Below are 11,743 nucleotides of genomic sequence, written 5' to 3' on the forward strand. Positions count from 1 at the left end.
GGGCACGGCACGGGTACCGGCGCGACCGGACCCCACGTCCTACAGAGTGCGCAGCAGCACCGCCGGCTGTTCCACGCAGTCCGCCACATACCTCAGGAAACCGCCCGCCGTACCGCCGTCACAGACCCGGTGGTCGAAGGAGAGCGAGAGCTGGACGACCTGACGCACCGCCAACTCGCCCTGGTGGACCCAGGGCTTGGGGATGATGCGGCCGACGCCGAGCATGGCCGCCTCGGGGTGGTTGATGATCGGCGTGGAGCCGTCGACACCGAACACGCCGTAGTTGTTCAGCGTGAACGTGCCGCCCGTGAGGTCCGCGGGCGTCAGCGTCCCCGTCCTTGCCGCCTCGGTGAGCCGGCCGATCTCCGCGCTCAGGCCCTCCGCGTCCCGTGTGTGCGCGTTCCGCACGACGGGCACGACGAGCCCGCGCTCGGTCTGGGCCGCGAAGCCCAGGTGCACCTGGTCGAGCCGGACGATCTCGCGGGCGTCCAGGTCGACCGTCGAGTTGAGCTCGGGGAAACGGGCCAGAGCCGCCGTGCAGATCCGAGCCAGCAGAGCCAGCAGGGAGATCTTCGGGCCGCCGGCCGCGTTCATCGCCCTGCGAGCCTGCATGAGCTCGGTCGCGTCGGCGTCCACCCAGCAGGTCGCGTCAGGGATCTCACGCCGGCTGCGCGAGAGCTTGTCGGCGACGGCGCCCCGGACACCCCGGAGAGGGACACGGACGCCTTGCGGGGCCGTGCCACGCGAGACGCCGGACCCACCGGGCACCACCGACGCGATGTCCGCGTACGAGGTCACCTGATCGGGCCTGCCGTCGAACGAGGGCGCCCCGACGGGCGCGTCGGGTCCGGCCGTCGAGACATGCGGCTCGGCGGTGGCGGACGACCGCAGCCGGCCCTTCGCCGCCGCGCGCAGCGCGTACTCGACGTCGGCCCGCAGGATGATCCCTTCGGGGCCGGAGCCCTCCAGCTCCCGCAGGTCCACGCCGTTCTCCCGGGCGAGCCTTCGCACGAGGGGCGAGATGACCGCCACGGGGCCGTCGCCGCGCGACGGGGCGACGCCGTTGCGGGCGCCCCGCGAGCCCCCTGCCACGGCAGGCGGCTCGGCGGCGACGGGTTCGGGACGGGCCTGCTCGGGGCGGGCCTGCTCGTCCCGAGCGGGCTGGGCGCCCGTGCCCGCACGGGACGGTGCCCCCGCCGGCACTCCGGCCGCGGCACCGCCGGAGGGGCGGACCCTGCGCCGCCGTGCCGGGGGCGCACCCGTGCCGTAGCCCACCAGCACGTTCCCCGAGCCCTCGTCGCCCGGGTCGTCCTCGCCGGTCACGTCGTCCTCGGCTCCGGCCGGGGCGCCCACGGCGACGGTCAGCAGCGGTGCCCCCACGGGCAGTTCCGTGCCCTCCTCGCCGAAACGGGCGGTGACCACACCGCCGTAGGGACAGGGGACCTCGACCATCGCCTTGGCCGTCTCGACCTCGACGACGAGCTGGTCGACGGCGACCACGTCACCGACCTCCACCAGCCAGCGGACGATCTCCGCCTCGGTGAGGCCCTCCCCGAGATCGGGGAGCTTGAACTCCAGCACCTTTGCCATCAGCTCTGCGCCTCCCATTGCAGACGACCCACCGCGTCCAGGATCCGGTCGACGCCGGGCAGGTGGTGCCGCTCCAGCATCGGCGGCGGATACGGGATGTCGAACCCGGCGACGCGCAGCACCGGCGCCTCCAGGTGATGGAAGCAGCGCTCCGTGACGCGGGCCGCGATCTCCCCGCCCGGTCCTCCGAACCCGCCCGACTCGTGCACGACGACCGCTCGGCCGGTCCGCCGCACCGATGCCGCGACCGTCTCGTCGTCGAACGGCACCAGGGAGCGCAGGTCGACGACCTCGAGGTCCCAGCCCTCGGCCCGCGCCGCCTCGGCGGCTTCGAGGCAGACGGGCACGGACGGCCCGTACGTGATCAGGGTGGCGCTCCGGCCCGGGCGCCGCACCACGGCGCGGCCTATCGGCTCAACGGCCGGCGGCTCCTCCGGGTTCCAGGAATCCTTCGACCAGTACAGCCTCTTGGGCTCCAGGAAGACCACCGGGTCGTCCGAGGCGATGGCCTCCCGCAGCAGTCCGTACGCGTCGGAGACGGTCGCGGGCATGACGACATGGAGGCCGGGAGTCGCCATGTAGTACGCCTCGGAGGAGTCGCTGTGGTGCTCGACGCCGCCGATGCCGCCGCCGTAGGGGACGCGGATCGTGATGGGCAGGGGCATGGCGCCCCGCGTGCGGTTGCGCATCTTCGCCACGTGCGAGATCAGCTGCTCGAACGCCGGGTAGGCGAACGCGTCGAACTGCATCTCGACGACCGGCCGCAGGCCGTACATGGCCATGCCGACCGCCGCGCCGAGGATGCCCGCCTCGGCGAGCGGGGTGTCCGTGCAGCGGTCCTCGCCGAACTCCTTGGCGAGCCCGTCGGTGACCCGGAAGACTCCGCCGAGGGTGCCGACGTCCTCGCCCATGACATGGACGGACGGGTCGGCGGCCATGGCGTCGCGCAGGGCGCGTCCGAGTGCCTGCGCCATGGTGGCCGGTTTGAGGGCAACCGTGGTCATCGCCCGGCTCCTTCCGGGCCGTGCGGGCCCGCTCCGAGCTCGCCGTCCGCCTCGGCGTCCAGCTCCGCTCTCAACTGGCTCTCCTGCTCAAGCAGTTGAGTAGTGGGTTGGGCATACACATGGGCGAACAGATCCATGGGGTCGAGCACCGGGTCCTGGTTCATGCGCTCACGCAGGTCCGCGGCCATCGCCTCGGCGTCGTCGCGCACCGCCTGGAGGGCGGCCTCGTCGAGCAGCCCGCGCTCGGTCAGCTCGCGCTCCACCAGCGTGACCGGGTCGTGTGCGCGCCAGGTCTCGACCTCGGCGTCGCCCCGGTAGCGGGTGGCGTCGTCGGCGTTGGTGTGGGCGTCGATGCGGTAGGTCACGGCCTCGACGAGGGTCGGACCGCCGCCCGCGCGCGCGTGGGCGATGGCCTCGCTCAGCACCTGGTGCACGGCCACCGCGTCGTTGCCGTCGACCAGGCGGCCCGGCATCCCGTAGCCGACGGCCTTGTGGGCCAGCGACGGGGCGGCGGTCTGCTTGGCGAGCGGGACGGAGATGGCGAAGCCGTTGTTCTGTACGAGGAAGACGACGGGCGCCTGCCACACGGCGGCGAAGTTCAGCGCTTCGTGGAAGTCGCCCTCGCTGGTGCCGCCGTCGCCGACCAGGGCGAGCGCGACCACGTCGTCGCCCTTGAGGCGGGCCGCGTGCGCGAGGCCCACGGCGTGCGGGAGCTGGGTCGCGAGCGGGGTGCACAGGGGGGCGATCCGGTGCTCGCGCGGGTCGTAGCCGGTGTGCCAGTCGCCGCGCAGGAGGGTGAGGGCCTGGACCGGGTCCAGGCCGCGGGCGACGGCGGCGAGGGTGTCGCGGTAGCTCGGGAAGAGCCAGTCGCGCTCCTCCAGCACGAGCGCGGCGGCGACCTCACAGGCCTCCTGTCCTGTACTGGACGGGTACACGGCGAGACGGCCCTGCTTGGTGAGCGCGGTGGCCTGGACGTTGTACCGGCGGCCACGCACCAGCTCCGTGTGCAGACGGCGCAGCAGGGCCGGGTCGACCTTGGCGGCGGCGTCGGTGCCGAGGACGCGGTGGGGCAGCGCGTCGGGCAGCAGCGGCGCGGGGTCGGTGCGGGGCTGCCAGGCGGGCGGCGGCGTGGGCCGGTAGGCCCCTCGCTGCTCCATGACCGTCATGACGGCACCTCCTCGTGGGAGCGGCTTCGGACGCGCCACGGGTGTGACGCGCCTCACCTACCGATTGTTCGGTCGTCGGCACATTTTGGCTACAGGCGCCGCCAGGCTGTGGACAAACGGTCCTGCACAGCCTGAGATGGATGCATTACGTCCATGGTAGGGAGGCGGGGGGACATGGCACCTGAACAAATGGCCGAGCCGCCGGAGGCCGGACCCCCCGCACCGCCCGTCCGTCCGCTCGACGCGATCGACCAGGACATCCTGCACATGCTGCAAGCGGACGGCCGTGCCTCCATACGTTCGGTGGCCGAGCGGGTCCATGTCTCGCGGGCCAACGCCTACGCGCGGATCAACCGCCTCATCGAGGACGGAGTGATCCGCGGTTTCGGGGCGCGCGTCGACCACGAGCGCGCGGGGCAGGGCACCTCGGCGTACATCACCCTCAAGATCGTGCAGAACTCCTGGCGCACGGTGCGGGAACGGCTGAGGGTGCTCCCCGGGGCCTCGCACATCGCCCTCGTGGGCGGCGACTTCGACGTACTTCTCCTGGTGCACACCCCGGACAACCGGGCGCTGCGCGAACTGGTGCTCACCCGGCTCCAGTCCATCCCTGAGGTGCTCAGCAGCAGGACACTGCTGGTCTTCGAGGAGGAGGACCTGGAACCGGAGGGCTGAACCGCCCGCCCCCGGCCCTCACTCCGGCCGGAGCGTCCCTGCCCTCGCTCCCGCCTGAACCTCCCGGACCGCAGGCGCTTCACGACTCCGGCCCGATGGTCCCGGACCGCCGGCGCTTCACGACTCCCGCCCGATGGTCCCGGACCGCCGGTGCCTCACGGCTCCGACCCGAGCCTCCCGGCCCATCGGCGCCTCACGACTCCCGCCGCAGCCCTCCGAAGACCAGCACCACCACGGCGTCGGCCACTTCACGCGCGCCCATGCCCCGCGCGTCGGGGCGGTACCACTCGACGAGCGAGTTGATCATTCCGAAGACGAGCCGGGTCGCGAGCCGGACCTCCACGTCACCGCGTACGTCCCCGTCGGCGGCCGCGGCCTTCAGGAGCTCGGCCACCCGGTGGTCGAAGTCGCGGCGCCGCTCCAGGGCCCACCGCTCGGTGGCCGTGTTGCCGCGCACCCGGAGGAGCAGCGTCACGTAGGGCAGCTCGGACGTGAGCACCTCGACCATGCGCCGCACCACGTACTCCAGGCGCTCCACGGCACGTCCCACGCGCGCGTGCTCCTCGTCGAGGATCTCGAAGAGGCCGTCCAGCGCCCGGCTCACCGCGCGCCGCAGCAGTTCCTCCTTGCCCGAGACATGGTGGTAGATCGACGACTTGGAGATGCCGGCCGCCTTGGATAGGTGCTCCATGGAGGTGCCGTCGTAGCCGCGCTCGTTGAAGACCTGGACGGCGACGGAGAGCAGGGTCTCGGGGGTGTACGTGTCCCGCTTGGCGGTGGTCACTTGGTGCCCTCCCGCTTCTCGTCGGCGTACGCGTGGCGGTAGAGCGCGAGCGACGGGGCGTAGCGCCCGGAGGGATCGCGTACGTGCAGCTCCTCCAGGACGTCGTACGACCAGTTCACGCCGAGCCCGCGGCTCCACTCGAAGGGGCCGAGGGGGTAGTTGACGCCGAGGCGCATCGCGATGTCGATGTCCTCCTCGGTGGCCACGCCCTTGGCGACCGCGTCGTAGGCGAGGTCGACGATCCGGGCCACCGTGCGGGCGACGATCATGCCGGGGCAGTCCCCGATGACGCTGACGTCCTTGCCGAGCGCCTGGAAGAGGCCGATGGCCTCGGAGAGGGTCTGGGGAGCGGTTTCCTGCGACGCGGACAGGGCGATCCGGGTGGCCCTGCGGTAGTCGAGCGCGAGGTCGAAGTAGACGACGTCGCGGAACTCGACCGAGGTCTGGCCGTCGGCGAGGACCAGCTGGCCGCCGCTCGGCAGCACCATGCGGGTGCCGTGGTCCTCCTCGTCCTCCCGGACCTGGATGCCCGCCTCGCGAATAAGCGTGAGGACATCGGCCGCGGGGCCCAGGTCACCCTCGGCGACGACGTACGCGGGCGGCTGCGCCTTCTCCGCCGTGTGCGGCTCGGAGGGCTCGGCACCGTCCGCGTAGTCGAACCAGCCGTGTCCCGTCTTGCGGCCGAGCCGGCCCGACTCGACGAGCCGCCGCTGGGCGAGCGAGGGGGTGAAACGCACGTCCTGGAAGAACGACCGCCACACCGAGTGCGTGACGGACTCGTTGACGTCCTGGCCGATCAGGTCGGTGAGTTCGAAGGCGCCCATCCGGAAGCCGCCGCACTCGCGCAGGACCGCGTCGATGGTGGCGGGGTCGGCCGCCTGGGACTCGTGGACCGCGAAGGCCTCGGCGTAGAAGGGCCGCGCGATGCGGTTGACGATGAACCCGGGGGTGTCCGCGCAGGCGACGGGCGTCTTTCCCCAGGAGCGCGCCATCTCGTACGCGCGCGTGGCCGAGGTGACGTCGGTCGCGAAGCCGGAGACGACCTCCACGAGGGGCAGCAGCGGCGCCGGGTTGAAGAAGTGCAGTCCGACGAGGCGGCCCGGGTTGCGCAGCGCGCCGCCGATGGCCGTGACCGACAGCGAGGAGGTGTTCGTGGCCAGCAGGCAGTCGTCCCCGACGATGTCCTCGAGGTCGCCGAACAGCCGCTGTTTGACGTCGAGTTGTTCGAGGATCGCCTCGATGACGAGCGTGCAGTCGGCGAGGTCGGTGAGGCTCTCGGCCGGCTGGAGCCGGGCGCGCGCGGCATCCCGGTCGGCCCCGGTGAGCCGGTCCTTCGCGACGAGCCGGTCCAGGCGGGCGCCGATCGCTTCGGCCGCCGCCGCGGCACGCCCGGGAGCGGCGTCGTAGAGCCGCACGGGGTGGCCGGCCACCAACGCGACCTGGGCGATGCCCTGGCCCATGGTGCCGGTGCCGACGACTGCCACGGGGCTGCTGAGGTCGAGTGCTGTCATGTGCGCGATCCTCCCGCACGGCGTTTTCCACAGATGCGGCGGACCCCCTTGTCCCGACCGATCGTTCGGTTACTCTAACCCTGACTGTCCATTCCTGCCCAGCTCGCGAGCTCGACGAGGAGCTCTTGAGACGAGGAGTTGGTCCCTGATGGCCGCCGAACTCACCGCGCACCAGTTGATCGCCCAGCACCGGCCCACCCTCGACCAGGCGCTGGAAGCGATCCGCACGCGCGCGTACTGGTCCCCGCATCCCGAGCACCCCAAGGCGTACGGCGAGCACGGCAGCCTGGGCATGGCCGAGGGCAAGGCCGCCTTCGACGCCCTCCTCGGCACCCGCCTCGACCTGGGCCAGCCCGGCACGGACGACTGGGTCGGCGGCGAGGTGTCGCCGTACGGCATCGAGCTGGGCGTCACGTACCCGCACGCGGACATCGACACGCTCCTGCCCGCCATGCGCGCGGGGCAGCGCGCCTGGCGCGACGCGGGCGCGGAGGTCCGCGCCGTGGTCTGCCTGGAGATCCTCAAGCGGATCAGCGACCGCACCCACGAGTTCGCGCACGCGGTCATGCACACCAGCGGCCAGGCCTTCATGATGGCGTTCCAGGCGGGCGGCCCGCACGCGCAGGACCGCGGTCTGGAGGCGGTGGCCTACGCGTACGTGGAGCAGGTCCGCACCCCCGACGCCGCGGAGTGGAGCAAGCCCCAGGGCAAGCGGGACCCGCTCACGCTGACCAAGCGGTTCACGCCCGTCCCGCGCGGCATCGCGCTGATGATCGGCTGCAACACCTTCCCGACGTGGAACGGCTATCCGGGCCTGTTCGCCTCCCTGGCGACGGGCAACGCGGTCCTGGTGAAGCCCCACCCGCGCGCGGTGCTCCCGCTCGCGCTGACCGTGCAGGTCGCGCGCGAGGTGCTCACCGAGGCGGGCTTCGACCCGAACCTGGTGGCGCTCGCCGCCGAGCGTCCCGGCGAGGGCATCGCGAAGGCGCTGGCCACCCGCCCCGAGATCCGCATCATCGACTACACAGGCTCCACCGCCTTCGGCGACTGGCTGGAGGCCAACGCCCGCCAGGCGCAGGTCTACACGGAGAAGGCCGGCGTCAACACGGTGATCGTGGAGTCGGCCGGTGACTACAAGGGGATGCTGTCCAACCTGGCGTTCTCCCTGTCGCTCTACAGCGGCCAGATGTGCACCACCCCGCAGAACCTGCTCATCCCGCGCGACGGCATCTCCACGGACGAGGGCCACAAGTCCTACGACGAGGTGGTCGCCGACCTCGCGAAGTCTGTCGGCGGACTCCTCGGCGACGACGCCCGCGCGAACGCGCTGCTCGGCGCCATCGTGAACCCGGACGTGAAGGCCCGCCTGGAGGCCGCCGCCGGACTCGGCGACGTGGCCCTGCCCTCACGGCAGATCGAGAACCCGGAGTTCCCGGGTGCCGTCGTACGCTCGCCGCTGATCGTGAAGCTCGACGGCGCGCGCAAGTACTGGGAGAACGCCGGGGGCGCCGACGACGAGGCGGCCTACATGAGCGAGTGCTTCGGTCCGGTCTCCTTCGCCGTCGCGGTCGACTCGGCCGCGGACGCCGTGGAGCTGCTGCGCCGCACGACCCGGGACAAGGGCGCGATGACCGTCGGCGCGTACACCACCGACGAGGTGTTCGAGCGCGAGGTGCAGGAGGCCTGCCTGGAGGAGTGCGCCCAGCTCTCCCTGAACCTCACGGGCGGCGTCTACGTCAACCAGACAGCCGCGTTCTCGGACTTCCACGGCTCGGGCGGCAACGCCGCGGCCAACGCGGCGCTGTGCGACGGAGCGTTCGTGGCGAACCGCTTCCGGGTGATCGAGGTGCGCCGGGAGGCGTGAGCCCCGGCGCCTTCGGGCGCCTACGCCGGTGCGTCTCCCGCGGCGCTCCAGTGGAACAGCGTCATGGCCACACTGGTCGCGAGGTTGTAGCTGGAGACCTGGGGGCGCATCGGCAGCGAGACCAGGTGGTCGGCCCGGGAGCGCAGTTCGGCGGACAGCCCGCTGCGCTCCGAGCCGAAGGCGAGCAGGGCGTCGTCGGGAAGCTTCGTTCCCCGGATGTCCTCCCCCTCGGGGTCGAGCGCGAACACCGGGCCCCCCGGCAGCTCGTCCACCGTCAGGCGCTCCACGGCGGTCGCGAAGTGCAGACCGGCCCCGCCCCGTACGACCGTGGGGTGCCAGGGGTCGAGCGTGCCTGTCGTGACCACACCGGTCGCGCCGAAGCCGGCCGCGAGCCGGATCACGGCACCGGCGTTCCCGAGGTTGCGCGGATTGTCGAGGACGACCACGGGCGCGGTACGGGGCGTGCTGGCCAGCGCCTCCAGGTTGGCGGCACGTGAGGGACGTACGGCGAGAGCCGCCACCGAGGTGGGATGCGGGCGCGGCACGAGGGTGGTGAACACCGTCTCCGGGACCTCGGTCAGCATCTCGTCGAGAGCGGCGCGTACATCGGGGGCGAGTTCGTCGGCCAGTTCGAGGACCGCCCGCCGGTCGGTCGTCACGGCGGCCGGGACGCTCGCTCCGAAGCGCACCGCGTGCTTGAGGGCGTGGAAGCCGTCGAGCAGGACGGAGTCGTCGAAGAGCTGGCGCCAGGCACGTACCGGGTCATTCATGCGGTGAAGCCTACGTGCGTGTGCCCGGCCTCCTCCGAAACGTCCGGCTCCGGCTCCCGGAGCGCCTGCACCGCACGGCGGCGGCCGGAGAACAGCCACTCACGCACGCGTGCCGCCCGTCCGCCCAGGCGCAGAAGGAAGGACGTCGGCAGGAACACGGCGTCGGCGGCGATCATCGCGAGCGAGAAGAACGGCAGCCCGAGAACCACGGCGATCACGGCGTGCTCGGTCATCATGGCCGCCAGCAGGACGTTCTTGACCCGCCGGTTGAACAGGGTGAAGGGGAAGGCGACCTGGACGACGACCGTCCCGTACGTCACCAGCATCACGATCGTGCCGTGCGCGGACAGCAGATCGGACAGGGCCGGCCACGGGGAGAAGGACTCCAGGTGGAGCGGGTAGTAGACGGCGGTGCCGTCCTGCCAGCGAGAACCCTGGATCTTGTACCAGCCGGCGGTCGCGTAGATCAGGCACGCCTCGGCCATGATGATCATCAGTGCAGTGTTGTGCACGACGTTGCCGATGACGTCCAGCAGGACGCGCGGCTCCCGGGTGCGGGCGAGGCGGCCGGCGGCCCACCACAGGGCCTGCACCGCCCACAGCCCCCAGAGGACGGTCAGCCAGCCGCCCAGGACACCCCCGTCGATCCCTCCCGCTCCCGTCGCCACCGCCAGCACGGTCCCGAGCCCCGCCCACAGCACGGGGCCTGCTCGGTCCGGCCGCGTCAGCTCACCACGCGCGCGTGCCTCGCGGACGAGGCGGTCCCGGCGCGCGTCGAGGGACCACACCTGGGCGCAGCGGGTGAACACCAGGTAGATCGCCATCAGGTGGAGGACGTTGTCCCCGCCGTCCCCCATGAAGACACTGCGATTCTGAAGGGACAGCACGCCGATCATGAAGAGCACCGACACGGCGCGGGTCCGCCATCCCACCAGGAGCAGGGCACTGGCGAGGACGGCGAGTAGATAGACGGTCTCGAACCACACCCGGCTGTCGGACCACATCAGGACCGTGAAGGCGTGGTTGCTCGCGACGAGCTGCCGGGCGAGGTCCCAGCTCCAGGGCCCGTCGGGCCCGTACATCTCCTGGCGGTGGGGGTACTCGCGCAGCAGGAACAGCAGCCAGGTGGCGGCGAAGCCGATACGGATCACGGCGCTCTGGTACGGGCCGAGGGCGGACTCGGTGACCCGGGCGATGCCGCGCGCGATCGTCGGAACGGGGCGGCTCACCGGGCGCTCGCCTCCGTCGGCGCGTCCGGGCGGTCGCTCCCGGGAACGGCCCACCAGGGCAGCTCACGGACGACGGGCCGGCCGGACACCTTCTCGTCGCTCCACCGTGGAGGCGGCACGTCCGTAGTGAGGGAGCGGAACTGGACGCGTTCGACGACGGCGCCCTCACCGCCCGCGTGCTCGCGGTCGAGACGCAGCACGCCGATGCGGCCCAGATAACGCTCCGAGAGGTCGCCGCGCAGGCCCACGGGACGGTTCTCGCCGTCGTGCGTGGCCGCGTAGAAGTCCCAGGCGCGGCGCAGTTCGTTCTGCTGGGTGTGGCTCGGCACCGGATTCCCGTCGATGGCCAGCCCGTCGAGCGCGGACAGGTCGTACCAGCCGGTCTCGCGGCTGGTGCCGTCCGCCGCGCGGACCAGGGCACGGACCTGGACCGCGATGTCCTGCTGCAAGGGGTTGGGGGCGAAGAGCTTCCAGTTCTGCTCGAACTCGGGGTAGATCCAGTCGTCGATCGCGCGGCCGTGCTGCTTCGTCACCGTGTTCGAGGGCGCGACATGCAGGAACACCATCCCGAGGTGCGCACAGGCGGCGACGGCCACGGCGGCGAGGGCGAGGGCGGCGACGATCTGATGGCCGAGGGACAGCGCGGCGAGCCCCACGGGAGCCCCGTCCCCGGGACAGCCGTCCTCCGCGGGGTACTCGGCGAAGGCACGCGCGTCGGACCCGGTCGCCTCGGGCTCCGGACCGGTCGCCGGTCCGGACCCGGCGCCTTCGGGGCCACTGCCCCCGGACTCCGGGGAAACCTCCGCCCCGGTCGGCGGAACGCCCGCCCGCGGTTCGCCGGTGGACCCCTCGTCGGTCGCCGCTTCCTCCTCGGCGGGCCGCGGGCCGGGCAACGGCGTACCGCCGGTGGCCCCGCCCGGCGCGCCCCCCTCGGGCGCGACCGAACCCGGCTCCCGCTTCGAGCCCTCGTCCTTCGCGTCCATCCCGCCCCGATTCACGATCCCGAATCCGACGGCGGGCCGCCGGACTGCGGGCACCGTACCGCCGCGTCGCCTCGCGCCACGACGTTCGCAAGCGAACCGTACTCAGAGCCGACCATCCGGCACAGCCCCATGTGTCACAACGGCCGCATGGGCGCGCATGAGGTTAT

10 protein-coding genes are annotated in these 11,743 nt (G+C 72.3%); 2 read left to right on the forward strand and 8 right to left on the reverse strand.

The window, feature by feature from the left end; all coding sequences use genetic code 11:
• Nucleotides 1–39: 39 nt before the first annotated feature.
• From ABZV42_RS05715 to pdhA, 3 genes are read right to left on the reverse strand one after another with little or no spacing between them, the layout of a single operon-like run.
• Nucleotides 40–1,590, reverse strand: coding sequence for a dihydrolipoamide acetyltransferase family protein (locus tag ABZV42_RS05715; RefSeq protein ID WP_355981842.1), 1,551 nt, complete (start codon nt 1,588–1,590; stop codon nt 40–42).
• Nucleotides 1,590–2,594: an alpha-ketoacid dehydrogenase subunit beta gene (locus tag ABZV42_RS05720; protein WP_355981840.1), complete on the reverse strand. Its 1,005-nt coding sequence runs from the start codon at nt 2,592–2,594 to the stop codon at nt 1,590–1,592. The genes ABZV42_RS05715 and ABZV42_RS05720 overlap by 1 nt, the downstream gene beginning before the upstream one ends.
• Nucleotides 2,591–3,760, reverse strand: coding sequence for a pyruvate dehydrogenase (acetyl-transferring) E1 component subunit alpha (gene pdhA / locus ABZV42_RS05725; RefSeq protein ID WP_355981838.1), 1,170 nt, complete (start codon nt 3,758–3,760; stop codon nt 2,591–2,593). The genes ABZV42_RS05720 and pdhA overlap by 4 nt, the downstream gene beginning before the upstream one ends.
• Nucleotides 3,761–3,949: 189 nt before the next feature.
• Between pdhA and ABZV42_RS05730 the strand changes: the two genes are divergently transcribed.
• Nucleotides 3,950–4,435, forward strand: a complete 486-nt coding sequence (locus tag ABZV42_RS05730) for an Lrp/AsnC family transcriptional regulator (protein ID WP_355982044.1) — start codon at nt 3,950–3,952, stop codon at nt 4,433–4,435.
• Nucleotides 4,436–4,628: 193 nt separating this feature from the next.
• Here the strand turns inward: ABZV42_RS05730 and ABZV42_RS05735 are convergent, their stop codons facing one another.
• Together ABZV42_RS05735 and ABZV42_RS05740 are read right to left on the reverse strand one after the other, a co-directional pair.
• Nucleotides 4,629–5,219, reverse strand: a complete 591-nt coding sequence (locus ABZV42_RS05735; protein ID WP_355981837.1) for a TetR/AcrR family transcriptional regulator — start codon at nt 5,217–5,219, stop codon at nt 4,629–4,631.
• Nucleotides 5,216–6,730 carry a 3-hydroxyacyl-CoA dehydrogenase gene (locus tag ABZV42_RS05740; RefSeq protein WP_356050965.1) on the reverse strand — a complete coding sequence of 505 codons (1,515 nt, stop codon included), beginning with the start codon at nt 6,728–6,730 and terminating at the stop codon, nt 5,216–5,218. Before ABZV42_RS05740 ends, ABZV42_RS05735 begins: the two co-directional genes overlap by 4 nt.
• 148 nt (nt 6,731–6,878) lie before the next feature.
• Here ABZV42_RS05740 and paaN point away from each other — a divergent pair, with 148 nt between their 5' ends.
• Nucleotides 6,879–8,594 carry a phenylacetic acid degradation protein PaaN gene (gene paaN / locus ABZV42_RS05745; RefSeq protein ID WP_355981833.1) on the forward strand — a complete coding sequence of 572 codons (1,716 nt, stop codon included), beginning with the start codon at nt 6,879–6,881 and terminating at the stop codon, nt 8,592–8,594.
• Nucleotides 8,595–8,614: 20 nt separating this feature from the next.
• On the opposite strand, the gene ABZV42_RS05750 is transcribed toward paaN, so the two are convergent.
• Genes ABZV42_RS05750 through ABZV42_RS05760 form a run of 3 tightly spaced genes read right to left on the reverse strand, consistent with a single transcriptional unit; the run spans nt 8,615 to nt 11,576 of the window.
• On the reverse strand, nt 8,615–9,364 hold the full coding sequence (locus tag ABZV42_RS05750) for a TrmH family RNA methyltransferase (RefSeq protein WP_355981831.1): 750 nt from the start codon (nt 9,362–9,364) through the stop codon (nt 8,615–8,617).
• On the reverse strand, nt 9,361–10,593 hold the full coding sequence (locus ABZV42_RS05755) for an HTTM domain-containing protein (RefSeq protein ID WP_356050966.1): 1,233 nt from the start codon (nt 10,591–10,593) through the stop codon (nt 9,361–9,363). The genes ABZV42_RS05750 and ABZV42_RS05755 overlap by 4 nt, the downstream gene beginning before the upstream one ends.
• Nucleotides 10,590–11,576, reverse strand: coding sequence for a DUF5819 family protein (locus ABZV42_RS05760; RefSeq protein ID WP_356050967.1), 987 nt, complete (start codon nt 11,574–11,576; stop codon nt 10,590–10,592). The genes ABZV42_RS05755 and ABZV42_RS05760 overlap by 4 nt, the downstream gene beginning before the upstream one ends.
• Nucleotides 11,577–11,743: the final 167 nt, after the last annotated feature.

Origin of the sequence: Streptomyces sp. NPDC005281 (assembly GCF_040607495.1) — a bacterium.
In the GTDB taxonomy this organism is placed as follows: domain Bacteria; phylum Actinomycetota; class Actinomycetes; order Streptomycetales; family Streptomycetaceae; genus Streptomyces.

What these genes read in the sequence shown, in the direction of transcription:
- ABZV42_RS05715 (WP_355981842.1), bottom strand. Translation starts at nt 1,590, where the DNA reads ATGGCAAAGGTGCTGGAGTTCAAGCTCCCCGATCTCGGGGAGGGCCTC.
- ABZV42_RS05720 (WP_355981840.1), bottom strand. Translation starts at nt 2,594, where the DNA reads ATGACCACGGTTGCCCTCAAACCGGCCACCATGGCGCAGGCACTCGGA.
- pdhA (WP_355981838.1), bottom strand. Translation starts at nt 3,760, where the DNA reads ATGACGGTCATGGAGCAGCGAGGGGCCTACCGGCCCACGCCGCCGCCC.
- ABZV42_RS05730 (WP_355982044.1), top strand. Translation starts at nt 3,950, where the DNA reads ATGGCCGAGCCGCCGGAGGCCGGACCCCCCGCACCGCCCGTCCGTCCG.
- ABZV42_RS05740 (WP_356050965.1), bottom strand. Translation starts at nt 6,730, where the DNA reads ATGACAGCACTCGACCTCAGCAGCCCCGTGGCAGTCGTCGGCACCGGC.
- paaN (WP_355981833.1), top strand. Translation starts at nt 6,879, where the DNA reads ATGGCCGCCGAACTCACCGCGCACCAGTTGATCGCCCAGCACCGGCCC.
- ABZV42_RS05750 (WP_355981831.1), bottom strand. Translation starts at nt 9,364, where the DNA reads ATGAATGACCCGGTACGTGCCTGGCGCCAGCTCTTCGACGACTCCGTC.
- ABZV42_RS05760 (WP_356050967.1), bottom strand. Translation starts at nt 11,576, where the DNA reads ATGGACGCGAAGGACGAGGGCTCGAAGCGGGAGCCGGGTTCGGTCGCG.